General features: G+C 65.3%; 29 protein-coding genes and 1 tRNA gene. 10 read left to right on the top strand and 20 right to left on the bottom strand.

Annotation, left to right across the window (positions count from 1 at the left end):
- Position 1: 1 nt before the first annotated feature.
- Both ACWDUN_RS10025 and ACWDUN_RS10020 read right to left on the bottom strand, forming a co-directional pair.
- Positions 2-958 carry a phosphate/phosphite/phosphonate ABC transporter substrate-binding protein gene (locus ACWDUN_RS10025; protein ID WP_449928004.1) on the bottom strand — a complete coding sequence of 319 codons (957 nt, stop codon included), beginning with the start codon at positions 956-958 and terminating at the stop codon, positions 2-4.
- Between the two features lie 14 nt (positions 959-972).
- Positions 973-1650: a phosphonatase-like hydrolase gene (locus tag ACWDUN_RS10020; RefSeq protein WP_449928002.1), complete on the bottom strand. Its 678-nt coding sequence runs from the start codon at positions 1648-1650 to the stop codon at positions 973-975.
- A 108-nt stretch (positions 1651-1758) separates the two neighbouring features.
- On the opposite strand from ACWDUN_RS10020, the gene ACWDUN_RS10015 reads away from it, so the two are divergent.
- Positions 1759-2490: a GntR family transcriptional regulator gene (locus ACWDUN_RS10015; protein ID WP_449928000.1), complete on the top strand. Its 732-nt coding sequence runs from the start codon at positions 1759-1761 to the stop codon at positions 2488-2490.
- Between the two features lie 29 nt (positions 2491-2519).
- Entirely contained in the window at positions 2520-2669 is a 150-nt protein-coding gene (locus ACWDUN_RS10010) for a hypothetical protein (RefSeq protein WP_449927998.1), read from the top strand.
- Here the strand turns inward: ACWDUN_RS10010 and ACWDUN_RS10005 are convergent.
- From ACWDUN_RS10005 to ACWDUN_RS09990, 4 genes are all read right to left on the bottom strand, one after another.
- A complete protein-coding gene (locus ACWDUN_RS10005; protein WP_449927996.1) occupies positions 2666-3070 on the bottom strand; it encodes an HNH endonuclease in 405 nt (134 codons plus the stop codon). The genes ACWDUN_RS10010 and ACWDUN_RS10005 overlap by 4 nt on opposite strands.
- A 57-nt stretch (positions 3071-3127) precedes the next feature.
- Positions 3128-3532: an HNH endonuclease gene (locus ACWDUN_RS10000; RefSeq protein WP_449927994.1), complete on the bottom strand. Its 405-nt coding sequence runs from the start codon at positions 3530-3532 to the stop codon at positions 3128-3130.
- Positions 3533-3574: 42 nt separating this feature from the next.
- A tRNA-Thr gene (locus tag ACWDUN_RS09995) sits at positions 3575-3649 on the bottom strand.
- Between the two features lie 18 nt (positions 3650-3667).
- Positions 3668-4699 carry a hypothetical protein gene (locus ACWDUN_RS09990; RefSeq protein ID WP_449927992.1) on the bottom strand — a complete coding sequence of 344 codons (1032 nt, stop codon included), beginning with the start codon at positions 4697-4699 and terminating at the stop codon, positions 3668-3670.
- A 108-nt stretch (positions 4700-4807) separates the two neighbouring features.
- On the opposite strand from ACWDUN_RS09990, the gene ACWDUN_RS09985 reads away from it, so the two are divergent.
- Together ACWDUN_RS09985 and ACWDUN_RS09980 are read left to right on the top strand one after the other, a co-directional pair.
- Positions 4808-5536, top strand: a complete 729-nt coding sequence (locus ACWDUN_RS09985; RefSeq protein WP_449928797.1) for a response regulator transcription factor — start codon at positions 4808-4810, stop codon at positions 5534-5536.
- Positions 5537-5548: 12 nt separating this feature from the next.
- Positions 5549-6979: a sensor histidine kinase gene (locus tag ACWDUN_RS09980; RefSeq protein ID WP_449927990.1), complete on the top strand. Its 1431-nt coding sequence runs from the start codon at positions 5549-5551 to the stop codon at positions 6977-6979.
- Here ACWDUN_RS09980 and ACWDUN_RS09975 read toward each other — a convergent pair.
- Positions 6967-7371, bottom strand: a complete 405-nt coding sequence (locus ACWDUN_RS09975) for an HIT family protein (RefSeq protein WP_449927988.1) — start codon at positions 7369-7371, stop codon at positions 6967-6969. The genes ACWDUN_RS09980 and ACWDUN_RS09975 overlap by 13 nt on opposite strands.
- Before the next feature lie 58 nt (positions 7372-7429).
- Between ACWDUN_RS09975 and ACWDUN_RS09970 the strand changes: the two genes are divergently transcribed.
- The gene (locus ACWDUN_RS09970) at positions 7430-9076 is read left to right on the top strand and encodes a long-chain-fatty-acid--CoA ligase (protein WP_449927986.1); all 1647 of its coding nucleotides are present in this window, start codon (positions 7430-7432) and stop codon (positions 9074-9076) included.
- On the opposite strand, the gene ACWDUN_RS09965 is transcribed toward ACWDUN_RS09970, so the two are convergent.
- The 9 genes from ACWDUN_RS09965 to ACWDUN_RS09925 all read right to left on the bottom strand — a co-directional run bounded on the left by ACWDUN_RS09965 (position 9069) and on the right by ACWDUN_RS09925 (position 16349).
- Positions 9069-9884, bottom strand: coding sequence for an SDR family NAD(P)-dependent oxidoreductase (locus tag ACWDUN_RS09965; RefSeq protein ID WP_449927984.1), 816 nt, complete (start codon positions 9882-9884; stop codon positions 9069-9071). The genes ACWDUN_RS09970 and ACWDUN_RS09965 overlap by 8 nt on opposite strands.
- Before the next feature lie 40 nt (positions 9885-9924).
- A complete protein-coding gene (locus ACWDUN_RS09960) occupies positions 9925-10359 on the bottom strand; it encodes a nuclear transport factor 2 family protein (protein WP_449927982.1) in 435 nt (144 codons plus the stop codon).
- 3 nt (positions 10360-10362) lie between these two features.
- A complete protein-coding gene (locus ACWDUN_RS09955) occupies positions 10363-11496 on the bottom strand; it encodes an NDMA-dependent alcohol dehydrogenase (protein WP_449927980.1) in 1134 nt (377 codons plus the stop codon).
- 95 nt (positions 11497-11591) lie between these two features.
- The gene (locus ACWDUN_RS09950; protein WP_449927978.1) at positions 11592-12131 is read right to left on the bottom strand and encodes a nuclear transport factor 2 family protein; all 540 of its coding nucleotides are present in this window, start codon (positions 12129-12131) and stop codon (positions 11592-11594) included.
- 5 nt (positions 12132-12136) lie between these two features.
- Complete coding sequence (locus ACWDUN_RS09945; RefSeq protein ID WP_449927977.1) at positions 12137-12343, bottom strand: ferredoxin; 207 nt, start codon at positions 12341-12343, stop codon at positions 12137-12139.
- A gap of 1 nt (position 12344) precedes the next feature.
- A complete protein-coding gene (locus tag ACWDUN_RS09940; RefSeq protein WP_449927975.1) occupies positions 12345-13703 on the bottom strand; it encodes a cytochrome P450 in 1359 nt (452 codons plus the stop codon).
- Positions 13700-14527, bottom strand: coding sequence for an SDR family oxidoreductase (locus ACWDUN_RS09935; RefSeq protein ID WP_449927973.1), 828 nt, complete (start codon positions 14525-14527; stop codon positions 13700-13702). The genes ACWDUN_RS09940 and ACWDUN_RS09935 overlap by 4 nt, the downstream gene beginning before the upstream one ends.
- An 11-nt stretch (positions 14528-14538) precedes the next feature.
- On the bottom strand, positions 14539-15741 hold the full coding sequence (locus ACWDUN_RS09930; protein WP_449927971.1) for a cytochrome P450: 1203 nt from the start codon (positions 15739-15741) through the stop codon (positions 14539-14541).
- Positions 15738-16349, bottom strand: a complete 612-nt coding sequence (locus ACWDUN_RS09925; RefSeq protein WP_449927969.1) for a TetR family transcriptional regulator — start codon at positions 16347-16349, stop codon at positions 15738-15740. The genes ACWDUN_RS09930 and ACWDUN_RS09925 overlap by 4 nt, the downstream gene beginning before the upstream one ends.
- Before the next feature lie 185 nt (positions 16350-16534).
- Here ACWDUN_RS09925 and ACWDUN_RS09920 point away from each other — a divergent pair, with 185 nt between their 5' ends.
- From ACWDUN_RS09920 to ACWDUN_RS09900, 5 genes are read left to right on the top strand one after another with little or no spacing between them, the layout of a single operon-like run.
- Positions 16535-18004 (top strand): aldehyde dehydrogenase, encoded by a 1470-nt coding sequence (locus ACWDUN_RS09920; RefSeq protein WP_449927967.1) that lies wholly within the window; start codon positions 16535-16537, stop codon positions 18002-18004.
- Positions 18005-18015: 11 nt separating this feature from the next.
- Positions 18016-18777, top strand: coding sequence for an SDR family oxidoreductase (locus tag ACWDUN_RS09915; protein ID WP_449927965.1), 762 nt, complete (start codon positions 18016-18018; stop codon positions 18775-18777).
- Entirely contained in the window at positions 18774-19613 is an 840-nt protein-coding gene (locus ACWDUN_RS09910) for an NAD(P)-dependent oxidoreductase (protein WP_449927963.1), read from the top strand. Before ACWDUN_RS09915 ends, ACWDUN_RS09910 begins: the two co-directional genes overlap by 4 nt.
- 1 nt (position 19614) lies before the next feature.
- Complete coding sequence (locus ACWDUN_RS09905) at positions 19615-20061, top strand: carboxymuconolactone decarboxylase family protein (RefSeq protein WP_449927961.1); 447 nt, start codon at positions 19615-19617, stop codon at positions 20059-20061.
- Entirely contained in the window at positions 20051-21277 is a 1227-nt protein-coding gene (locus ACWDUN_RS09900; RefSeq protein ID WP_449927959.1) for a hypothetical protein, read from the top strand. Before ACWDUN_RS09905 ends, ACWDUN_RS09900 begins: the two co-directional genes overlap by 11 nt.
- A 222-nt stretch (positions 21278-21499) precedes the next feature.
- Here the strand turns inward: ACWDUN_RS09900 and ACWDUN_RS09895 are convergent, their stop codons facing one another.
- The 4 genes from ACWDUN_RS09895 to ACWDUN_RS09880 are packed head-to-tail and all read right to left on the bottom strand — an operon-like array spanning position 21500 to position 25046.
- A complete protein-coding gene (locus ACWDUN_RS09895) occupies positions 21500-21940 on the bottom strand; it encodes a hypothetical protein (RefSeq protein ID WP_449927957.1) in 441 nt (146 codons plus the stop codon).
- A 4-nt stretch (positions 21941-21944) separates the two neighbouring features.
- The gene (locus tag ACWDUN_RS09890; RefSeq protein WP_449927955.1) at positions 21945-23126 is read right to left on the bottom strand and encodes an EspA/EspE family type VII secretion system effector; all 1182 of its coding nucleotides are present in this window, start codon (positions 23124-23126) and stop codon (positions 21945-21947) included.
- A 31-nt stretch (positions 23127-23157) separates the two neighbouring features.
- On the bottom strand, positions 23158-23757 hold the full coding sequence (locus ACWDUN_RS09885; protein WP_449927953.1) for a TetR/AcrR family transcriptional regulator: 600 nt from the start codon (positions 23755-23757) through the stop codon (positions 23158-23160).
- A 17-nt stretch (positions 23758-23774) separates the two neighbouring features.
- Positions 23775-25046 carry a cytochrome P450 gene (locus ACWDUN_RS09880; RefSeq protein WP_449927951.1) on the bottom strand — a complete coding sequence of 424 codons (1272 nt, stop codon included), beginning with the start codon at positions 25044-25046 and terminating at the stop codon, positions 23775-23777.
- Between the last annotated feature and the right edge of the window lie 61 nt (positions 25047-25107).

The raw sequence follows: 25107 nt of genomic DNA, 5'->3' as shown, positions 1-25107 counted from the left end.
ATCAGCCCTTGCACTTCTCGGAACCGGTGACATCGCAGACATGCCGGACACCGTCGTAGTCGGTATCGGCGGCGGGCACGACGCCCCAGGCTCGTTCGTCGGTGACGCGGCAGGCGTCGCCCTCACAGAAGCCGGCCTCCTGCAGGCTTGCCACATTGATCTTCTCGGTGAAGATGTTCTTGAGCTTGTCGATGGCCTCGGTGCCCAGCGCATCGTTGGCCGCGAACACCGAACCGGCGATCATCTCGGACTTCCAGACGGTTTTGAGTTGACCGGGCTGCAGGTCCCCCTTCTCGATCATGGTCGTATCGACCATGGTGTCGAATGCGAACCCGGCGTCGCAGTCGCCGTTGGCGATCGACAGTGCCGAGGAGTCGTGCCCGCCGGCGAAGACCGGTGACATGGCGGCCGAGACATCGGCCTCCGAGCCCGATGTGATGACGCCCTCCTCGATCAGCCCTGCGGTCGGGTACAGGTATCCCGATGTCGAACCAGGGTCGACGAAGCAGACCTTCTTACCCGCGAAGTCGGCGAGCGCGTTGATATCGGCCGAGTCCGAACGGGCCAGGCCGTAGGACTGGTAGCCCGGCTTCTCGCCCTCTTCGCCGATCACCGCGCCCAGCGGGGTGATCTTGGCGCCGTTGACCTTTGCGACCACGTAGGCGAACGGGCCGAAGAAGGCCAGGTCGACGTTGTCGGCGATCATGCCCTCGACCACACCGGCGTAGTCGGAGGCCTGCACGAATTCCACCGTGGAGCCGGTTTCGCGCTCCAGCATCTTGATCAGCGGGTCGTAGCTGGCCTTCAGGTCCGAGGAGTTCTCGGCCGGGATGGCGGCCAGGGTGAGGGTTTCTGGGAAGCCCTGCGCGTTGGGCGCCGCGGATCCGGAGTCACTGCTCGAACAACCGGCCAGGGCGAGGGCGGCCGCTGCGGCCACGCTGATGAAGCGAATATTCATGCGAGGTAAGCCTTTCAGTGATCAGGGAGGACGAGCTCGGGAAAGTCGGCGACGGTGGCCACCACATGGGTGGCTCCAGCGGAGTTCAGGGTGGCGGCGTCGTGGGCGCCGGTGAGGGTGCCTGCCACGAGGGAGGCACCGGCGCGCAGGCCCGATGCGATATCGCTGGAGGTGTCACCGAGTACGGCGACCTTGGCCACATCGTCGATTCCGGTGCGCAGCAAGGCATTCAACACCATGTCGGGGTAGGGGCGGCCGCGTCCGCCGGCCCCGGGTGCCAAGACCAGATCGGCGATCTCGGACCAACCGAGGGCGTCGATGATGGCCTGTTGGGTGGCGACGCTGAATCCGGTGGTGAGCGCGACCTTGACGCCGGCGGCGCGCAGTTTGGCGATGGCTTCTTCGGCGCCCGGGATGGCGCTGACGCCGCTTTCGATGTGGGCGGTGTAGGCGTGTTCGAAGGTGGTGTTGGCCTGCTGGGCGCGGTCCTCGCCTGCGAAGAGGTGGCGGAACACCTCGATCTTGGACTGTCCCATGGTGGCGCGGACATAGTCACGGGCGGCTTCGCGCTCCTGGCCCGTGGCCGGGACGCCGACGGCGGTGGCCGCCTCGTCGAAGGCGTGCAGCACCAGGCCGTCGTCGGCGACGGTGGTGCCGGCCATGTCCAGAACTGTTAGTTCGATCGGTTGCATGCGGACACCCTGACAGTTGGTCTATACCAAGTCGTGTATCGAAGTCGAACGATCGATGAACACATGGTGGCCATTTGGTCTAGACCATGGTCTATGCCAGTGTTTGCTATGGTCAGAAGGGTGATCAGCAGCGCGCATCCGCGGGTTCTCAAGCACCAGATCGTTCGCGAACAACTCGATCGCATGCTCGACGGCATGCAGGTGGGCGATCCCTTTCCGGCCGAACGCGAGATCGCGGAGATGTTCGACGTCGCCCGCGAGACGGTGCGCCAGGCGGTGCGCGAACTGCTGCTGGCCGGCCGCGTCGAACGCCGCGGTCGCACCACGGTGGTCGCCGCCCCCAAGCTGCTGCAGCCACTGGGCATGGGTTCCTATACCGAGGCCGCCCGCGAGGAGGGCCACAGCGTCGACCGGTTCCTGGTGGGCTGGACGACCTTCGATGCCGATGACGGCCTTGCCGCTGTGCTGGAGATCGAGCCGGGCGCACCCATCCTGCAACTGGAGCGTGTGTTCACCACCGACGGCGTGCGGGTCGGCTTGGAGACAAGCCGGCTACCGGCTGTCCGTTATCCGGGCCTACAGCAGAACTTCGACTACCGGACCTCGCTGTACGCCGAGATCCGCAGGCGCGGAATCGCATTCGCCAAGACCGTGGACACGATCGATGCCGCGCTGCCCGATGCGCGCGAGTCCGCGCTGCTGACCGTCGATGCGCGCACCCCGATGTTCCTGCTCAACCGGGTGTCCTACGACCAGGACGGCGTGCCGATCGAGCAGCGGCGCTCGCTGTACCGCGGCGACCGCATGACGTTCAGCATCGTCATGCAGGACCGCGTTTAGCTTTCCGTCGTGGTGGAGAACCCGCAGACATGGAACCGCAGAACGACCCGACACCGAAGGACGCCACCAAGGCCACCGACGAGCAGCGGGAGATGCAAGACCAACTCGAGCACCAACATGAGGATCCGGACGGGCCGGGCCTGCACAACAGCCGGCGCCAGATCGCCGACGAGACCTAGTAGGACTTTCCCTCGGCGTAACGCTGCCTGCGGAAGCTGCGGCCGTTGCCGCGGTTGCGGCTCTTGTAGGTCGGCAGTTGGGAGTCGCAGTTGGGGCAGACCAGGCGCAGGTTCTCGCGGCGATTGTTTTCGGGGTTACCGTCGATGTGGTCGAGGATGAGCGCGAGCGGGAGCCCTTGCCAGGTGCTGGCGCCGCCGCAGAGCGCGCAGCAGCCGGACTGGGCGGCAGCAAGGAAGTCGCGGATGTAATGGCCCTGATGGCTACCGGTTCTGGCCACGCCTGACTCAAGCCACAACGTGGTCGCGGTTCGGCGTCGAACAGCGGCCTGGCATGCGTTGCCGCAGTAGACCTTCTGGCTGCGCCGTGTGAGCTCGATACCGCAGCTCTGACACCGTCTCATGACCGCACTTTACGAACGCGGTCCGACAAGTTCGTCACGGTGATCGGCCGCACAACGCTAGTAGGACTTTCCGTCGGCGTAGCGCTGTCTGCGGAAGCTGCGGCCGTTGCCGCGGTTGCGGCTCTTGTAGGTCGGCAGTTGGGAGTCGCAGTTGGGGCAGACCAGGCGCAGGTTCTCGCGGCGGTTGTTTTCGGGGTTGCCGTCGATGTGGTCGAGGATGAGCGCGAGCGGGAGCCCCTGCCAGGTGCTGGCGCCCCCGCAGAGCGCGCAGCAGCCGGACTGGGCGGCGGAGATGTAGGCACGGATGTAATGCCCGCGCCTAGGGTCGACCCACGCGTCGCCGGACTCAAGCCAGAGTCGTGTACTCGCGTCGCGGCGGACCGCTGCCTGACAGGCATTACTGCAATAGATTTTCTGGCTACGCTTGGAAAGTACTGTGCCGCAGCCTTGGCAGAGCCTCATGTACGGAACCTACCGGTCGACACCGACAAGTCAGGTGCCGTGTGGAGCCCCCTATCGGGATTGAACCGATGACCTACATATTACAAGTATGTCGCTCTACCACTGAGCTAAGGAGGCGGATGGAACCGCTACAGCTTAACCTTTCTCGTCGATGACCCGTTCGGAGACCACCGCGCGCGGCATGGTGCTGGTACGCCGGCTGCGCTGACGGCCCAGCGGGATGCGTCCGGCAATGTTCGACAGCGGGTTGACCACCTGCGACAGCGTGATGACGGCCTCGTGCAGGGCGTCGATCGTCGGGGCCAGCGCCTCCAGGCCAGGCGCCAACCGGTTGAGAGTGTCGGCCACATCGGCGAGCTTGAGCAGCGGGCCGTCGGGGTCGGTCAGGGTGTCGAGCAGGCCGCCCTCGGACAGCAGGGTGTCGGCGACGCCATCCTCGCGCAGGATGCGTTCGATCAGGCCGTCGTCGGCCAGTAGCTGATCCGCCAGACCGCCGGGAGCGATGACCCGCGACAGGGCTCCGCTGTCGGTGGTCAGTCGGTCGATGAGGCCGCCCTCGGCGGTGATCTGATCGACCAGGCCACCCTTGGCGAGCGCGCGGCCGACGGGGCCGTTCTCGGAAAGCAGTTGTTCGGCCACGCCGTCCTCGCGCAGCGCTCGTTCCACCAGGCCTTCGTCAGAAAGCAGTCGGTCGGCCAATCCGCCGGGCGCGATCACCCGCGAGACGACGCCGCCATCGGCGGTCAACCGATCCACCAGGCCGCCCTCGGCGGTGATCTGGTCGATCAGCCCGTCCTCGGCCAGCGCACGCGCCACCGGACCGCTCTGGTTGTTCAGTCGGTCCAGCAGGCCGCCCGGGGCGGTGAGTTGATCGACCAACCCGCCGGGGCGGAGCAACTGGTTGAGCGGGCCCTCAGGAGCCAGGGCGCGTCCGAGCGGGGCATCGTCGTCCATCAGCCGGGCGAGGCGGTTGGCGCGCTCCACCGCGTCGTCGATGCCGAGCATGGCGGCAAAGCCGGTGCTGGTGGTCGACGGAGCCGCCTCGTTGAGCGACCGCTGGACCACCTTGAGGGTGCCACCTGCGATGTTGAGGCCGATATCGGCAACCGCGAGCCCGACCCGGACCGGGGCCGTGGCAACCTGCACGATGGTGTTGCCGAGGTTCATGTGGTCAGTCTAGGGCGGGCGTCCGGCGACACCACCGCGATCGCATTCTCAGCCACTTCACAGCCAGTCCGCAGCCTCGCCTCAACCAGGGAGAGGACTGTGAACTCCATGGCAATGGCAGCGATGTCCGAATCCCACAACATCCCCGAGGCGCGAGTGCTCGTCGTCGACGACGAGACCAACATCGTCGAGTTGCTCTCGGTGAGCCTGAAGTTCCAGGGGTTCGAGGTGCACACCGCGGCCAGCGGCCCCGATGCCCTGGCCAAGGCCCGCGAGATCAAACCGGATGCGGTGATATTGGACGTGATGATGCCCGGGATGGACGGTTTCGGCGTGCTGCGCCGGATGCGGGCCGACGGTATCGACGCGCCGGCGCTGTTCCTCACCGCGCGCGACAACCTGCAGGACAAGATCACCGGGTTGACCCTCGGCGGCGACGACTACGTCACCAAGCCGTTCAGCCTGGAGGAGGTGGTGGCACGCCTGCGGGTCATCCTGCGCCGGGTCGGCCGCGGCGTCGAGGAAACCAAGAACGCCCGGCTGAGCTTCGCCGATATCGAACTCGACGAGGAGACCCACGAGGTGTGGAAGGCGGGCGAACCCGTCTCGCTGTCGCCGACCGAATTCACACTGCTGCGCTACTTCATCATCAACGCCGGCACGGTGCTGTCCAAGCCCAAGATTCTCGATCATGTGTGGCGCTACGACTTCGGCGGTGACGTCAACGTCGTCGAGTCCTACGTGTCCTATCTGCGCCGCAAGATCGACACCGGCGACAAACGGCTGCTGCACACGCTGCGCGGTGTGGGTTACGTGCTGCGCGAACCGCGCCAGTAGTCCGCGGAATCCATGATCGAACGACACCGGCGGGGGGTGCCGCTGCGAGTCGGGCTGGTGGCTGCCACCCTGGTTCTGGTGGCCATCGGTCTGCTGGCCTCCGGTGTGGCGGTCACCTCGATCATGCGGCACACCGAGATCGAACGCATCGACGACACCTTGCTGGAGGCGTCCGGCGGCTGGGCCCGCGCGCCGATGGCCTTCACCGCACCACTACAGGATCCCAACCCGGCACACCCGCCCACCAACTTCTACGTCCGCGGCACCGACGGTGATGGCCGGGTTCAATTGGCAATCAACGACAGTCCGTCCGAACCGGTGCTGCCCGCGAACAATGACGTCGGCCCCGAACCGGTGACCGTCGCCTCGGTGGACGGATCCGATGTGCAGTGGCGTGCGGTCACCGTGCGTGGTCCCGACGGCGAGCTGACGACCGTCGCGATCGATCTGACCGATGTGGAATCCAGTGTGCGGGCGCTCATCTGGTCCCAGGTGGGAATCGGCGGCGCGGTGCTGCTGGTGCTCGGGGTGGTCGGCTACGCCGTCGTGCACCGCAGTCTGCGGCCGCTCACCGAGGTGGAGGAGACGGCCGCCGCGATCGCCGACGGTGAATTGGATCGCCGGGTGCCGCAACGTGATCCGCGTACCGAGGTGGGAAGGCTCTCGCTGGCGCTGAACGGGATGCTCGCCCAGATCCAGCGGGCCATGGCGTCCTCCGAACAATCGGCCGAACTGGCCCGCCGATCCGAGGAGCGGATGCGTCGCTTCATCGCCGACGCCAGCCACGACCTGCGGACTCCGCTGACCACCATCCGTGGCTACGCCGAGTTGTACCGCCAGGGTGCGGCCCGCGATACCGGCATGCTGATGGGCCGCATCGAAAGTGAGGCCGGGCGGATGGGTCTGCTGGTGGAAGATCTGTTGCTGCTGGCGCGACTGGACGAACAACGACCGCTCGATCAGCGCCGGGTCGACCTGCTGGCGCTGGCCAGCGATGCCGTGCACGACGCGCAGACGGTCGCGCCCTCACGCCCGATCGGCATGCAGGTCATCGACGGCCCCGGAACGCCCGAGGTTCTCGGTGACGAGGCCCGGTTGCGTCAGGTGCTCAGCAATCTGATGGCCAACGCGCTGCAGCACACCCCCGAACAGGCGCGTGTGACAGTGCGGGTCGGCACCGAAGGGGACAGCGCGGTGATCGAGGTGTGCGACGAGGGACCCGGTATGAAGACCGAAGACGCACAACGCGTTTTCGAGCGTTTCTACCGCGCCGACTCATCGCGGACCCGCACCAGCGGCGGGTCCGGCCTGGGATTGTCCATCGTCGACTCGCTGGTGTTGGCGCACGGGGGCACGGTGTCGCTGGACACGGCGCCCGGCCGCGGCTGCCGGTTCCGGGTGGAACTGCCCAGGATCGTGGACGTGGCGGCTCAGCCGAGCTGAGCCAACGCCGCCTTGATCTTGGCCTGCGCCTCGTCGAGGGACTCCGGCGACGGGTTGCGGTCCACGGCGGCGAATCCGAAATCGCTGAGGTTGCGGGCCGGGAATACGTGCACGTGCAGGTGCGGCACCTCCAGTCCGGCGATGATGACGCCGGCCCGTTCGGTCTCGAATGCCGCGCAGACCGCCTTGCCGATCTTCTGCGACACCGCCATCACCCGGGCGAACACGTCGGGGTCGAGGTCCTGCCAGTTGTCGACCTCGGCACGCGGAACCACCAGGGTGTGGCCCTGCGTCATCGGTTCGATGGTAAGGAACGCGACGATCTCATCGTCCTCGTAGACGAATCGGCCGGGCAGGTCTCCGTTGATGATCATGGTGAACACAGACGCCATGGGATCGAGGTTAGTCTTTCGATCCACGAGTGGGGTCGGCAGTGGCTAGCCTGTCCAGATGCTGGGCTTGATGCAGGATCGGCCGCTGATGATCTCGTCGCTGATCGAACACGCGGCCACCTTCCACGGCGACACCGAAATCGTCTCCCGGTTACCCGAGGGGCCGGTCCGACGGACCACCTGGGCGGCGGTCCGGGACCATTCGAAACAGGTGGCGAACGCGCTGACCCGACTCGGTGTGCAGCCCGGCGACCGGGTGGGCACCCTGGCCTGGAACAGTGACCGGCACCTGTCGCTGTACTACGGGGTCTCGGGATCGGGTGCGGTGCTGCACACCGTCAACCCGCGGCTGTTCGCCGAGCAGATCGTGTACATCATCGACCACGCCGAAGACCAGGTGCTGTTCTTCGACGTGACGTTCGCTGAGCTCGTCGAACAGATTGCGCCACAATTGAAGACCGTGCGCACCTATATCGCGATGACCGATCGCGAGCACATGCCCGATATAGGCGTCGGCGGCGATCTGCTGTGCTTCGACGAACTGGTCGGGCAACAGTCCAGCGTCTACGAATGGCCCGAGTTCGACGAGCGCAGTGCGTCCTCGCTGTGCTACACCTCGGGAACCACCGGCAACCCCAAGGGCGTGCTGTACTCACATCGTTCGACGGTGCTGCACGCCCTGGGCGCAATCCCGCGCGACGGTTTCGACGTGCACAGCGGATCGGTCATCCTGGTGGTGGTGCCGATGTTCCACGCCAACGCCTGGGGCACGCCGTACACCGGGCCGATGGTCGGTGCGAAACTGGTGCTGCCGGGCCCGCATCTGGACGGGGAGAGTCTGTACCGGCTCATGCGTGATGAAGGTGTCAACTTCACCCAGGGTGTCCCGACGGTGTGGATGATGCTGTTCTCCTACCTGGACGAGCATCCCGAGATCGACCCGCACGAGCTGAAGTTGGAGTTCGCGGGCACCGGCGGGGCGGCGCTGCCGCAGTCGATGATCGAGCGCTTCGAGCGAGACTTCGGCTCCGAGGTGGTGCAGGGCTGGGGGATGACCGAGACCAGCCCGCTGTGCGTCATCGGCAAGCTGCAACCGCGGCACGCCGCGCTGTCCGCGGAAGACAAGATGCAGCTCAAACTGAAGCAGGGGCACGGCATCTGGGGCGTCGACATCAAGATCGTCGATGATGACGGGCACCGGCTGCCCTGGGACGGCAAGGCCTTCGGCGAGGTCTACGTGCGTGGACCGTGGATCGCCAGCGGATACTTCAAGGGCGAGGGCGGCGACAAGCTCGACGCCGAGGGATTCTTCCCGACCGGCGACGTCGCCACCATCGATCCCGACGGCTACCTGCACCTGGTGGACCGCGCCAAGGATGTCATCAAGTCCGGTGGTGAGTGGATCAGTTCCATCGACCTGGAGAACGCCGCGACGGGGCATCCGGCCGTTGCCGAGGCCGCGGTCATCGGTGTGCCACACCCGAAATGGCAGGAACGGCCGCTGCTGCTGGTGGTGCGCCGACCGGGCCACGACGCGACGCGCGAGGAGATCCTGGATCACCTGGCCGAGCGGGTCGCCAAGTGGTGGCTGCCCAACGATGTCATCTTCGTGGCGGAGCTACCCCACACCGCGACCGGCAAGCTGCTGAAGGTGCAGTTGCGCAACGATTATCGCGACCATCAGTTGCCCGACACGGTCAGCTGACGGCAGCCGCAATCTCGGCGACCGTCCACGGCGGTGAGTCGTGATGATCCCGGTATGCGAGGAACGCCGGCTGCTGGCGCGCGAACTCGCCGATGAAACCACCGGCGGCGACGAAGATCCGGCCGGTCACCTCCTTGGCGAGATCACCGGCGAGGTAGGCGTAGGTCGGCGCGACGTACTCCGGCGGCGCGGCATCGAGCGCCCCCTGCATGCTGACATCGTCGAGTAGCCCGCGCCGGTTCAGTTCGGTGATGTGTTGTTCGTAGTCGGCGCCGGTCGACAATCGGGTGCGTGCGCCGGGGCACACCACATTGGCGCGCACGCCGTGTTCGGCGAGTTCGGCGGCGATGGCCAGGGTCAGGCTGTTGACACCGCCCTTGCCCGCCGGATACCCGGTGCCGCCGTAATCACCGAGGAAGGCAAACGAACTCGTGTTCACGATGGCCCCGGATCCCTGTCGCACCATGTGGGGGACAGCGGCACGGCACGTCTCGAACGTCGTCAGCAGATGAGCGTCGAGCAGATCGCGGAATTGCGCCGATGTCACGTTCAGGATCGAGGATCCGGTCGGCTCGGCGGTACCCGCGCAATTTATCAGGATGTCGATGCGGCCGAACCGGCGAAGGCAGGCATCCACCAGTGCGTCGGCAACCTGCGGGTCGGCCGGTGACCCGGCGAACCCGGCACCCGAAACGCGCTCGGCTGCACCGGCCACCGCGTCCGGATCGCGGCCGTTGACCAGCACCCCGGCTCCGGCCGATGCGAGCAGCTGAGCGACCGCGAGGCCGACGCCGCGGGTGCCACCCACGACGACGGCGCTGCGGTCGCTCAGCGGCAGCGCCGTCCCGTCACTGATCGGAGGCCGCCTCGGCGAACGTCATCGCATCCATGTTCCAGTAGCCGCGCAGGTTGGTGATCAGTCCCGCCTCGTCCACCTTGTAGGTGAACACCCCGCGCACCGTCGCCACGAACCCGTTCGGGAACGTCGTCTCCAGGACCAGGATGTAGGCGATCTCGTGTGGGCTGCTCGACGGGAACGTCGCCTCGCACGTGACGCGCAGCTGGTTCGGCCCGATGTTGGTGTCGTAGAACGCGGCCAGCGCCTCTTTGCCGTGCACGCCGGTCCCGTCGGGATTGGTGACGGCCGCACCGATCGGATCCTCGACGACGATGTCATCCGACATCAGCGCCAGCCAGCCCTCCCGGTCGCCGGATTGCACGCAGCGCCACGAGTTCCGGGACGCCGCGACAACCGGTGTCACGTCTTCCACCGTCTCGGTCATGATCTAGCGGTCCGCGTCGGTGTAGCGGATGACACCGCGGATGTTGCGGCCTTCCAGCATGTCCTTGTAGCCGTCGTTGATCTGCTCCAGCTGATACTGCCGGGTGACCATGTCGTCGAGGTTGAGTCGGCCCGCCTTGTACATCGACAGCAGCTGCGGAATGTCGTGATGGGGATTGCCGCCGCCGAAGATGGTGCCCTGCAGACGCTTCTGGAGCAGGGTCAGCATGGACAGGTTGAGCTTGACATCGTTCTCGGCCATGTTCGCCACCGCGGTGGCCACCACCGTGCCACCCTTGGCGGTGATGTTCATGTAGTGATCGATGTCCTCGCCCTTGAGCTCACCGACGGTGACGATGGTCTTGTGCGCCATCCGGCCCTGGGTCACCTCGGCCACCCCCGCCATGGCGCTGAAGATGTCCGGGTAGGCATGGGTGGCACCGAACTTCAGCGCATTGTCCCGCTTGAACTCGACCGGGTCCACGGCGAAGATGTTTCGCGCGCCGGCGTTGAGTGCGCCCTGCAGCGCACCGGTGCCGACACCGCCGACGCCCACGATCACGACATCGTCACCCGGGCGCACGTCGCCGCTGCGCACGGCCGACCCGTACCCGGTGGTGACACCACAGCCGACCAGGCAGGCCACCTCGAACGGGATGGACGGGTCGATCTTCACCACCGAACTCTTGTGCACCACCATGTACGGGCTGAAGGTGCCCAGCAGGGTCATCGGGATGACGGGTTCGCCGGTCTTGACCGAGTGGATGCGGTGCGTGCCGTCGGAGACGGCGGTGCCCGCGAGCAGGCCGGCACCGAGGTCGCACAGGTTGCGCAGACCTTCCTGACAGGCCGGGCACTCGCCGCAGGACGGGATGAACGACAGCACCACATGGTCGCCGGGGGCGATGTGCTCGACACCGGGTCCGACCTCGGTGACGACACCGGCGCCCTCGTGGCCGCCGAGCACCGGGAAGCCGGCCATCGGGATGTCGCCGGTCACCAGATGGTGATCGGAGTGGCACATGCCGGAGGCTTCCATCTGGATCTTGACCTCGTCCTTGACGGGGTCACCGATCTCGATCTCCTCGATCGACCACGGCTGGTTGAACTCGTAGATGAGAGCGCCTTTTGTCTTCATGCGCATGTGCCTTCCACTAGAACCGGTGCCCACAGACTAGAGGCATTAGTTACGTGCGTCACACCCACCCCCAATCAACTGCTTGGCCGGGTGTGTCACCAGATGGGGACGGGTGCCTGGCCGAGGGGGTAGTACCCGGGCAGCTTCTCGCCGGCGAGCGAGCGCTCGATGCGCTTCTGCATGGTCGGGGTGAGATCGCCGGACTCGATGAGCTTCATGAACGCCTTCTGCACGTGCCCGAAGTCGAAGAAATCGCGCTGCCACTCGATGAGCAGGTCGTCATTCAGCCGGAACCAGCTGCCGCCGATGCCGTAGATCTCGTCGCGGGTGCCGTCGGACTTGTTGGCGATCTGCTTCCAGAAGCCGACGATCTCGTTCTGCTTCTCGTCGATCAAGGTCTTCTGGTATTCGTAGACCCAGTTCTCCAGGCCCTCCATCTCCAGACCGAGTGCGACGTCGCGGATCTCGGCCCTGTTGATGCACATGACGTCCTCCTTGGGGCCGATGTTCCAACCATAGGTCGCGTCCTCGGTGTAGAACTCCGCCAGCGGCTTCCAGTCGCCGGCCGCCTCGGCATCGGCGTTGGCCTTCAGCCAGCGCTGGACCCAGTCTTCCAATGCTTCACGTGACGCCATGTGGTTCAGTCCTTTTCTACTATTGAGAGTGCACGGGTGGGACACATGTCGACGGCCAGCTCCACGGCTTCGCGGAGCTCATCGGGTGGTTCGGGGTCGAGGATCTCGACGGCGCCGCGCTTGGGCACCTGGAAGACATCCGGCGCCTCCAACTCGCACATGGCGTGGCCCTGGCACAGGTCCTCGTCGAGTTCGATTCGGTAGCAGCCCATCTCACACCTTGCTACGCCTGCGGTAGCGCACCTTGGCCGGCTGCGCGAGCTGCACGACCATCTTCGAGTGGTCGTTCTGATAAGTCTCGGCGGGTTGTGACATCTCGAACTCATACTCGCGCAGCAGGACCGAGAAGATGGCCTTGATCTGCATCTGCGCGAACGCGGCACCCACACAACGATGTTTGCCCGCGCCGAAGGGAATCCAGGTCCACCGGTTGATGAGATCTTCCTGGCGCGGCTTCTGGTAGCGGTCGGGATCGAAGGTATCCGGGTCCGGGAAGTCCTCGGGGATGCGGTTGGAGATGGCCGGCGAGGCGGCCACCATCTGTCCCTTGTGGATCGGGTACCCGGCGACCTCGAACTCGTCCTGCGCGACGCGCATCAGGATGATCAGCGGCGGATGCAGGCGCAGCGTCTCCTTCAGTGAGTTGTCCAGCTTCGGGATCTGGCGCAGCGCATGGAAACTCACCTCCTGACCGTCGGCGTAGAGCTCGTCGAGCTCTGCCTGCACCTGTGCGTACACCTGCGGGTTGCGCAGCAGTTCGATCAGCGTCCACGACGACGTGCCCGAACTGGTGTGGTGCCCGGCGAACATCAGCGAGATGAACATGCCGGTGACCTCGTTGGCGGTGAACCGGGGATTGCCCTGGTCATCTTTGATCGAGACCAGCACGTCGAGCAGGTCACGATCCTCCTTGCCCTTGGGCGGGTTGTCGATCCTGCCGTTCATGATCTCCTGCACCAGCGCAACGAGTTTGACGCGGGACTCGTCGCGGATGCGGAAGCTCTCGATGTCGAGATAGGGGTCGACGTAGCAGAGCGGATCGGTTCCGCGTTCGAGCTGGTGGTAGTAGTGGGCGAAGCGGCTGTCGAGTTGCTCGCGAAACTTCAGTCCGATCAGGCAGGCCGTCGAGGTGTAGATGGTCAGTTCGGAGAAGAAGTCGAGCAGTTCGATCTCTCCTTCATCGCCCCAGTCGGCGATGATCTTCTTGACTTCGTTCTCGATGGTGGCCGCGTGGCCCTTCATCTGCTCACCGCGCAGGGCGGTGTTGTGCAGCATCTCCGCGCGCCGTTCGGGGTCGGCGTCGAACACGACCCCCTCGCCGAAGATCGGCGTCATGAACGGGTAGGCCTCGGCCTGGTTGAGCTCGTTGTCGCTGGACCGGAAGAAGAATTCGTTGGCCTCCGCGCCGGACAGCATCACGACCTGCTTGTCGACGAGTTGGAACCATCCCACGTCGCCGCATTCAGAGCGGACGCGCTGCATCAGGCCGATCGGATCGGTGCGAAACTCCTCGAGGTGGCCGTGCTCTTCCTCGCCACCTGAAACGCGTTCTACTTCCTTGAGGGTGGTCATTGCTGCGGCATCCCTTCTTCGCCCAGCGCGAGCTTCTGGCGGTCCTTGGTCTCGGCCAGCGGCGCCTCGGGCTGGAGCTCCATGTTCGCGATGAAGCCGCCGCGCGGTGTCTCGGCGACGAACGTGATGGCGCGCGCGAGGTCGTCGGCGCGCAGGAAGTAGTCGTGGCGGGCCTGGCCCCACTTGGCCCAGTCCTCCAAGGCCGGGCCGATCAGCTCGGCGGGCAGGCTCCAGCCCATGGACGTCTTCGTCGGTCCCGGGTGCACGATCGAGGCGCGCACCCCGGTGCCCTCGAGCTCCATCTGGTAGTTGTTCACCATCGCGACCAGGGCTGCCTTGGCTGCGCCGTAGGCGCCCATGTGCGGACGCTGGCGTAGCGACACGTCGGAGCCGACGAAGATCAGGTCACCGCGCTGACGTTCGATCATGCCCGGCAGCACCGCACCGGCCACCCGGTTGGCGCCGATGAGGTGGATCTGCACCTGGGATTCGAACTGCTCGGTGCTGATCGAATCCAGCTTGCCGAAGTACGTGTCACCGGCACCGGCCACCAGCACCTCGATATCGCCGAGTTCGGATGTCGTCTGCTCGACGGCGGCCTTCACCGAGTCGGGATCGGTGACATCGAGGTGCACGGCGATGGCCTCGCCGCCGTCGGCGCGGATCCTGCCGACGATCTCGTCGAGCTTCTCCACCCGGCGGGCACCGAGTGCGACGGGGAACCCGTTGCGGGCGAGCCTGATTGCGGTCGCCTCACCGATCCCGGAGGAGGCGCCGGCGACCAGCGCGGGTCGACGCTCGGGCAGGGGTGCAAAACGCGGCATGCAGGTGCCTTTCAGCGGTGCTGGACTGTGATGGGTAGGTGGGCGAATCCGCGGACGCTGCTGGAGTGGACGCGGACGGCGTTGGCCTCATCGACCTCGTATCCGCGGATTCGCTTGAACAACTCGGTCAGCGCCACCCGGGCCTCCATGCGCGCCAGGTGCGCGCCGAGGCAGAAGTGGGCGCCGCTACCGAAACTCACTGTTTTCGAGCCGATTTCCCGGTCGATGCGGTACTCATCGGGCTTCTCGAAGACCCGCTCGTCACGGTTGGCCGAACCGATCAGCAGGACCAGCACATCGCCGGCCGGGACGGTCTTGTCGTAAAAGGTGAGGTCCTCGACGACGGCGCGGGCCAGGATCTGGCTGGACGCGTCGTAGCGAAGCGTCTCCTCCACCCACGGGGTGACGAGGTCGTGATTGTCGAAGACCGGCGCCAACTGCGCGGGGTTCTTGTGGCCCCAGTACGCGGCGTTGGCAAGCAGTTTGGTGGTGGTCTCGTTGCCGGCCACCACCATCAGGAACAGGAACGCCATGATCTCGTCGTCGGTGAGCCGGTCACCGTCGATCTCGGCCTCGACCAGCGCCGAGGTCAGGTCGTCGGTGGGACGCTTGCGCCGCTGTTTGACCATGTCGGCGTAGTACATCAGCAGTTCGCCGGAGGCCGCGATGGCAGAATCGGGGACGTCGGCCACCCCGTCCTCGCGGTGCATCACGGCGTCTGCCTGGGCCCGGATGCGGACCCGGTCCTCGTCGGGCACACCCATCAGCTCCGAGATGACGTCCATCGGCAGCTTGCCCGCGAATTCGTCCACATAGTCGAAATAGTCGGCCTGCAGCGCGGTATCGAGATGCTGATGCGCGATCTCGGTGACCCGGCCCTCCAGTTCCCGGATGCGCCGCGGGGTGAACCCCTTCGACACCAGGGTGCGCAGTCGCAGATGGCCGGGATCATCGAGCGCCAGGAAGGACATCACCCGGTGTGCCTCGTCATTGCGCGAGATCGGGTCCAGGGACACGCCGTGCTTGTTGGACAGCGCGACGCTGTTGCGGAATCCTGCGACGACGTCTTGATGGCGCGACAACGCCCAGAAGTTGAGATCCGCGTTGTGGTACAGCGGCGCCTCGTCGCGCAACCGCTTGTAATACGGATACGGGTCTTCGTGGAAGTTGTAACTGTACGGGTCGAGGATCAGGTCGACCGTGGGTGAGCTCATCGATGTTCTCCCAGGATGAGGCCGACCACATAGCTGAGTCGGTCGGCGATCTGGTGGTAGGTGAAGGCGCCGCTGCCGGCGTTGACGAGCGCACCGAAGAACGTCATCTCCAGCGCCGAGACGATGCGCGGATCCGCGTCGGGGCCGACCGCCGAACGGATGCGCTTGTGGATCTCGACACCGATGCGGTCCCGCACGGTCCGAACCGCGGGATCGCTGCTGCCGCTGAGCAACGCGGTGGTGCACGCCGCGGCGAGATCGGGTTCGTCGGCGACGACCAACGTCAACGCGCGCACCGCCTTGTCGACCCGGGTGGACATCGAATCGTTGACGTCGGTGAAGTAGGGAACCTGTCTGACCAAATCGAGGTAGACCTCGGCGATCAGGTGATTCTTCGAGGAGAAATAGGTGTAGGCGGTGGCCGGGGCGACCTTGGCGCGCGCGGCGACGGCGCGGACCGTCAGGTCGGCGTAGGAGGTCTCGCGCAGCATCTCCATGCCGGCCGTCATGACCTTGCGGAAGGTCTCTTCCTGCCGCCGGTTACGCGTCGTTTCCGCCGGTCCGCCTTCCGTGCCGTCTGTGACGGCCACCACCGAATCGCTGGACACATGTCCAAGTTATCCGACGGGGTGGTCGATCGGCAAGTACTCAACATGGATATTGCGTATGAGCAGGTAATAATCGACCATCCAACCACTGCCGGTGTGTTCACCCTTGCCACTGCCGCAACCGTGCGGCTATCGTTCGGGAAAACAATGTCGGACACTTGTCCAGAAACAATCTAGGGAGTGGGATGTCGATTCTGGCGGATCGCGAGAGCCGATTGCTCATCGACGGCAAGCTCGTCGCCGGAAGTGGCGGCACCTTCGAGACCGTCAATCCGGCCACCGAGGAGGTGCTGGGTGTGGCCGCCAACGCCGACGAGGCCGATATGGGGGCCGCGATCGATGCGGCGCGCACCGCCTTCGATCAGACCGACTGGTCGACGAACACCGAACTGCGGGTGCGCTGCCTGCGCCAGTTGCGCGAGGCCCTGCAGGCCAATATCGAGGACCTTCGCGAATTGACCATCTCCGAGGTCGGCGCTCCGCGGATGCTGACCTCCGGCGCCCAACTGGAGGGCCCGGTCGACGATCTGGGTTTCTCGGCCGATACCGCGGAGAGCTACCAATGGCGCACCGATCTGGGACATGCGACACCGCAGGGCATTCCGACCAACCGCGTCATCGCCCGCGAGGCGGTCGGCGTCGTCGGGGCCATCACGCCGTGGAACTTCCCGCATCAGATCAACCTGGCCAAGATCGGTCCGGCGCTGGCCGCGGGCAACACGCTGATCCTCAAGCCGGCACCCGACACCCCCTGGGCGGCAGCGGTGCTCGGCGAGATCATCACCGAGCACACCGATTTTCCGCCGGGAGTGATCAACATCGTCACCTCCGATGATCACGGAGTGGGCGCGCTGCTGTCCAAGGATCCGCGGGTGGACATGGTGTCGTTCACCGGATCGACCAATACCGGCCGCGCGGTGATGACCGACGCCGCGGTGACCATCAAGAAGGTGTTCCTGGAACTCGGCGGCAAGTCGGCATTCCTGGTGCTCGACGACGCCGATCTGAACGGCGCCTGCGCCATGGCGGCGTTCACCGTGGCGATGCACGCGGGCCAGGGGTGCGCGATCACCACCCGCTTGGTCGTGCCGCGCGCGACGTACGACGAGGCGGTCGAGGCCGCCGCGGCGACGCTGGGCGGCATCAAGCCCGGCGATCCGAACAGCAAGCGCACCGTCTGCGGGCCGGTGATCTCGGCCCGTCAGCGCGACCGCATCCAAGGCTACCTGGACTCGGCGATCGCCGAGGGCGGCCGCTTTGCCTGTGGTGGGGGACGTCCGGCCGACCTGGATCGCGGCTTCTTCATCGAGCCGACGGTCATTGCCGGACTGGACAATTCGGCCAAAGTGTCCCGCGAGGAGATCTTCGGCCCGGTGCTGACGGTCATCGCCCACGATGGTGACGACGACGCGGTGCGCATCGCCAATGACTCGCCCTACGGGCTGTCGGGCACCGTGTTCTCCGGTGACGACGCCCGCGCCCAGGCGGTGGCATCGCGACTGCGGGTCGGCACCGTCAACGTCAACGGCGGCATCTGGTACTCGGCGGATGCGCCGTTCGGCGGCTACAAGCAATCCGGTGTCGGCCGCGAGATGGGTGTGGCCGGCTTCGAGGAGTACCTGGAGACCAAACTCATCGCCACGCTGGCGAGTTAAGGAGAACAACCATGGCGCAGTATGCGGAATTCAAGGACAAGGTCGGCATCGTCACCGGGGCCGGCGGTGGTATCGGGCAGGCCTATGCCGAGGCACTGGCCCGCGAGGGTGCGGCCGTCGTGGTTGCCGATATCAATCTCGAAGGCGCGCAGAAGGTTGCCGACGCCATCTTGGGCGAGGGCGGCAACGCGCTGGCCGTCCGGGTGGACGTCTCCGACCCGGAGTCCGCGCGCGAGATGGCAGCCCAGACGCTCTCGGAGTTCGGCGGGATCGACTACCTGGTCAACAACGCCGCCATCTTCGGCGGGATGAAACTGGACTTCCTGATCACCGTCGACCCGGAATACTACAAGAAGTTCATGAGCGTGAACCTCGACGGTGCGCTGTGGTGTACCCGCGCGGTGTACAAGAAGATGGCCAAGCGCGGTGGCGGCGCTATTGTCAACCAATCCTCCACGGCCGCATGGCTGTACGCGAACTTCTACGGTTTGGCCAAGGTCGGCGTCAACGGTCTGACCCAGCAGCTCTCGCGCGAACTCGGGGGCCAGAACATCCGGATCAACGCGATCGCCCCGGGACCGATCGACACCGAGGCCAACCGCACCACCACCCCGCAGGAGATGGTCGCCGATATCGTCAAGGGGATCCCGCTGTCGCGCATGGGGCAACCGGAGGATCTGGTCGGGATGTGCCTCTTCCTGCTCAGTGATCAGGCCAAGTGGATCACCGGGCAGATCTTCAACGTCGACGGCGGACAGATCATCCGCTCATGAAACTGGGATATATCGGGCTGGGCAACCAGGGTGCGCCGATGGCCAAGCGGCTCGCCGATTGGCCGGACGGGTTGGTCGTCTACGACGTGCGCACCGAGGCGATGACGCCGTTGGTGGAGCTGGGTGCCCAGCTGGCCGACAGCGTCGCCGATGTCGCCAAGGCCGATGTCATCAGCGTGACGGTGCTCAACGACACGCAGGTGCGCGAGGTGGTGGGACAGCTGGGCGAGCACGCCGCACCCGGCACCGTCATCGCCATCCACTCCACCATCGAGCCGGGTACCGCCCCGGAGTTGGCCGAGCAGTTGGCGGGCAGAGGAATTCACATCGTCGATGCGCCCGTCTCCGGCGGGGCCGGCGCCGCGGACAAGGGTGAGCTGGCCGTCATGGTGGGCGCCTCCGAAGAGGCCTACGCCGCGGTCAAACCGGTGTTCAAGAAGTGGGCATCGTTGGTGGTCCGGGCGGGCGAGCCGGGTGCGGGTACCCGGATGAAGTTGGCGCGCAACATGTTGACGTTCATCGGATTCGCCGCCTCGTGTGAGGCCATGTCGCTGGCCGAGGCGGCCGGCATCGATCTGCAGAAGCTGGGCCGGGTGGTCCGGCACAGCGACGCGCAGAGCGGCGGGCCCGGCGCGATCATCCTGCGTGATGACACCAGGCCGCTGGACCCCGAGCACTGGCTGTTCGACATGTTCACCCACACCCGTGGCCTCGGCGAGAAGGATCTGGCGCTGGCGCTGGGTCTGGGTGAGGCTGTGGGAGTGGATCTACCGTTGGCGCAGGTGGCGTTGCAGCGCCTGGCCGACGGTCTTGGCGTACCGCACACGAAGGAGTGAGATGACCGACGATCGCCGCACGCAGGGTCTGCAGAAGATGAACGAGGTCTACGGCTGGGAGATGCCCGATATCCAGGGCGACCCGTACTTCGACCTCACCGTCGAGCACCTGTTCGGCAGCATCTGGACCCGACCCGGACTGTCGATGCGCGACAAGCGTCTGCTGACGCTGGCGGCGGTGACCGCGGTGGGCAACTCCGATCTGGCCGAGATCCAGATCAATGCCGCGCTGCACAATGAGGAACTCACAGCCGAGGAACTCAAGGAAGTGGCCGTGTTCATCACCCACTACCTCGGATTTCCGTTGGGCTCCAAACTCGATGGTGCGGTCAGCAAGGTGGTGAGGCAACGCAAGAAGGCCGCCGAGAAGGGATCCGGTGAAGACAAGCGCGCCAATGTCGACGCCGCGGTGAAGATGCACTCCGGGAAGTCGCTCGATGATGAGTAGGTATGCCGCGCTCTCGCGCGAGGAACTCGCCACCCTGGTTCCCGAGCTGCTGCTCATCGGCCAGTTGATCGACCGCTCCGGAATGGCCTGGTGTATCAGCAACTTCGGGCGCGAGGAGATGCTTCAGATCGCCATCGAGGAGTGGGCGGCGTCCAGCCCGCTGTACACCAGGCGGATGCAGAAGGCGCTGAAGTACGAGGGCAACGACATCTTCACGCTCTTCAAGGGCCTGCAACTCGATATCGGTGCGCCCCCGCAGTTCATGGACTTCCGCTATATCGTGCACGACCGCTGGCACGGCGAGTTCTACCTGGATCATTGCGGCGCCTTGCTCGATGTCGAACCGATGGGCCCGGATTACGTCAAGGGCATGTGCCACGACATCGAGGACCCCACCTTCGACGCCACCGCCCTGGCCACCAACCGAAAAGCGCAGGTCCGGCCCATCCACCGGCCGCCGCGCACCCCGGCCGATCAGCACCCGCACTGCCGGTGGACGGTCATCATCGACGAGTCTTATCCGGAGGTTCCGTTCATCCCCGAGATGGACCTCGTCGCCGCCACCTACGCGCACGCGTGTGAATTGGACCCCATCGACCCGGATGACGAAGGCGCGGCGGACTATTCGGGCGAGTTGCTCGCCGATGTCGACTTCGCCGCCTTCTCGCATTCGGCGCTGGTGCGGATCGCCGACGAGGTGTGCATCCAGATGCACCTGTTGGTCAAGTCTTTTCAGATCGCCGTGGAGAAGCGGGCCGGCGGAGACACCGAACTCGCCCGATCGATCCGCACCAAGCAGCTCATCGGAATCGCCGGCGTGGCCGCCGAGCGGATTCACAAGGCACTCAGGTTGTCCGCTGATGCCGCCGGCGCCCTGCGGGTGCTGGAATTGCATCCGTTGCTCAATCCCGCGGCGTATGTGTCCGCCGATATCGACCCGGGTTTCGTGCACGTGCGGCGCTCACCGGCCCACGAGGACGGCTCGTGGATCTCGCTGATCTCCCCGGTCGCCGACGCACCGCTGCAGGCCATCGTGGCGGCGGTCGATCCTTACCTGCGGGCCGAGCTGTCGGGCACCGAAACCGACTGGACCGTGCGCGTCATCAAGACCGACACGCCGGCCAAGAAGCTGCCCGAGGTAGAGGTGTGCGAATTCAGCGGCGGCGCGTCCTGGGTCTTCGAGGAGCGCAAGTCGCTGCCGCTCACCGTCGTGTAGCAGCTTGTTCTGTAGATATTTTGAGCAAGTTTCAGGGGCGATGTGTGCGGGGCGGATCTTCGGGATCCAATGGATGCGGCGATGTTGGCCGCATGTCGTTCGTCCAGCTCGGGCTGACTAGTGGATCGGCACGTCCATCCCGGATTCGCCGGAAATAGCGCAGCGTTGCCCAGATGAAGAGCGCCATAAGCGTTAAGGACGCAACCGCAATCAGCGCCTCCGTCATCGTCGGACTCCCGGGCAAATCGTTTCGATCCGGTGTAACAACTCGCCACGTTGCGCTGTGTAAAGCGAGTAGGCACGGATGAATTCAGAGGTCTCTTGGTCGGAATCAGCGTTCGTCGGCTCGGCGGTGATCGTCCATGCTCGAATCAAGTCGGAGTCCAGTTCGTTGAGAGACTCGGCGTCCCGCCGCAGTCCTTGGTCGCTGATTCGCGGAGGGAACTCGTCCAAGCGAGCAATCCGCTGCCGGTAGTCACCAATCAGCCTTTCAGGGCTTGTCAACAGATCGCTCATTGCGTCCTTGGTCTCTTCGGACTGTGACTCCGAGTACTCGAGCATTTCGTCGATCACCGCACAGTCAGACCTCTCAGGATCGCCTGCGTAGTACCAAAATCCAATACCCAGAGAAATCAACGCGCCGACCGACAGAGCGACGATCACGATCCTAATTGCCACGACGCATCTCCGGGATCACAGGTGTTGAAGTCTGGAAAGCTCCGCCTACCACGGGGATAGATCCGCCTGTGCCATCAGGCAGGTACAACGTGCCGGTAGGATACTTGGTTGACTCGACTTGAATGCGATCGATAGTGACGGGCTCCCAGTCGTCGGCTTCGCTCATGATCGGCAACGTCAAGGCACCGAGGTCGCCAGAGCCTTGAATGACCGGAATTTTGTTCATTTCATACTGGTAGGACTGCCACTGCGCCTGATACCAGGTGCCCTCGATCTGGACCATCTTCGTTTCGCCGGTGAATTCGGTGCCGGAAATCCTGAAGCGGTACGTGTTTTGAAGGTCGAACCCGAGGGCTTCGTTCTTCAATGAACTGTCCCCGCCGACCGTCATGACGCCAGAAGTCGGGCCGGTGGCGTCGTTCGTTGTGCATGGCGGGCCAGATCTATACGGTGGCGGCGCCGGCAGTGGCGCGGAGGTCTCTGATGGACGGGTCAGGTCGACGGCCCAGTAGCCGGTGCCAGGCACCTCACCTGCGGGTGCGGGACCTGACCATCGACCCGCGGGTGGCGTCGTGGGCGGTTCAATAGAGTCGGCAACTGCAGGGCCTTCCGGCAAATCCGCGTGGTTGCTGACCAAACGGATTTCGGGTTCTTGACGACCGCCTTCGTCGGGCTTCGGCTCACCGCTCAAAGCGCGGTATTCGTCGCCCAAGGCCCGCATACGGTTCGCGATCGTTTCGAGATCGCTATTCGAACGTTCGACAATGGTAACCACCGCCCCCGCGCCCCTGCTGATTACGGGCACCAACATGCGTTCGCCTGCGACATTCTTGGGCACCGTCCTCGCTGCATCCACCACCCAATCCCGCACCGCGTCGAGGTCTCTTTTTCCTGCTTTCACGACTTCTGCGGACCGGTCGATTTCTGCGCCTAGACGTCGGTCCAGATCTGCCAATGCGCCGAGCGTGCGTGCTTGTTTGTCGTTGGCATCCGCGTAAGCATCGGCACCGGCACCCGTCCACTGTGCACCGGGCGCGGCGGACTGTACCCGGCCCTGTAAATCCTGAAGTTGTGTACTGGCGTCAAATTGTTCGCCGCTTTCCGGCGTTCCTTCACCGAATGTGGCGCGCGCGTTCGACCAGATCCCCATGAACCCGTCGACCAACCCCACGCGATTAGTCTAGAGCCACCGCAGTGGGCCGCTAGCCGCTTATTCGCAAGGCAGGCGCTACCCAACGCCGCAGGTAGGCGCGCAGTTGCGCACCCGTCCGTGGCGGTCTGCCGGGGTCGATGACGAACGACTGGATGACCCGCAGCAGATGCTCGGCGAGCTCATCGAGATCGTCATCGGTCAATCCCGTTGCCGCCCAATCCACATCGAAGCGCCGCACCATCGCCTGGGCGAACTGCAGCGCCACGTCGGAGGTCACCGATTCGGTGAGCGCCCCGGCCCGCTCGGGCGCGAGCAACAACCCGATGTGCTTGTCCTTCGGGATCCATTCCAGCGCGGTCGCGATCGCCTCGGTCGCGGCGTCGGCCGGGTCGTGGAGCCCGTGCACGTGGGTGGCGAGTCGCTCCAGGAATTCGGTGGCGGCGACCACGCCGGCCTGCATCAGCAGGGCATCGGTGCTGGGGAAGTAGCGGTACACGGTCTGGCGGGTGACCCCGAGAGTGCGTGCCACGTCGGCAATGGAGAAGTCGGCCCCGCGCTCGTCGATCGCCTTACCTGCGGCGGCCAGGATGCGCGCGACGGCCTCTTCGTCGCTTGCCGGCGCGGCGCCGGACCATCCGTGGGTTCGCACGCCGGAATTGTAGCGATCTAGTGGTAGGACACCTGCAGGTCCTTGACGCCGTTGATCCAGCCGGACCGCAGGCGTTGCGGCTCCGCCACTTTCGTGATGTCGGGAATCTGGTCGGCGATCTCGTTGAACATCAGCTTGATCTCCATGCGGGCCAGGTTCGCGCCGATGCAGAAATGTGCGCCGTTTCCGCCGAAGGCCAGGTGCGGGTTGGGGTTGCGCAGGATGTCGAAGCGGAACGGATCGGTGAACACCGACTCGTCGTAATTGGCCGAACTGTAGAACAGGCCGACCCGCTGGCCCTGGCCGATGGTGACGCCGCCGACTTCGGTGTCGACCAGCGCGGTGCGCTGGAAGCAGTGCACGGGACTGGCCCACCGGATGATCTCCTCGATCGCGCTGTCGGGGCGCTCGCGTTTGAAAAGCTCCCATTGGTCGGGGTTTTCCAGGAACGCGTTCATGCCGTGCGTCATGGCGTTGCGGGTGGTCTCGTTGCCCGCGACGGCCAGCAGGATCACGAAGAAGGCGAATTCCACCTCGCCGAGTGATTCCCCATCGACGTCGGCCTGCACCAGCCGGGTGACGATGTCGTCGGCGGGGCACTTCCGGCGCTGCTCGGCCATGGTGTACGCGTAGCCCATCAGCTCGGCGTTGGCTGTCGTCGGATCGCTGTCGAAATCCGGGTCGTCGGTGTTCATGATGCAGTTGGACCAGTGGAAGATCTTCTCGCGGTCCTCCTCGGGGACGCCGATCAGATCGGCGATGGCCTGCAGCGGCAGCGGCATCGCGATGTCATCGACGAAATTGCCGGACTTTCGAGTCTTTGCGGCCGCCACGATCTCCCGGGCGGCCACCGCGAGCTTGTCCTCCAGGGCGGCCACCGAGCGCGGGGTGAACAGCCGCGACACCAGCTTGCGCAGCCGGGTGTGCTCGGGCGCGTCATGGTTGATCAGCAGCGCCTTGGTCAGCTCGAGCTGGTCGGCGGTGATGCCGTCGGGCAGCCGCATCACCGCACCCTTGGCATTGGTGGACCAGACGTCGCCGGTGTTGCGCGAGATGGTCTTGACGTCCTCGTGCCGGCTGATCACCCAGTAGCCGCCGTCGCCGAAGATCGACTCCTCCTGCCCGTTCCACCAGATCGGCGCGGTTGCGCGCAGGTGAGCGAACTCGGTCACGGGTATGCCCTGCAGCAGCACCTCGGGATCGGTGAAGTCATACCCCGGTGGCAGGAGCGGAGCGACCCGGGGGGAGGCTCGGTCCGGGCCGAACGGACACGCATCCATCGTCGTCATCGGCATCCCTTCGCATGTGACATACGGCACTCGATCAACCGACCATACACCTGATTCATAA

It is taken from the genome of Mycobacterium sp. NPDC003323, assembly GCF_053589535.1.
Note: the sequence above shows the minus strand (reverse complement) of the source record. Positions and strands in the feature narration are given on the sequence as shown.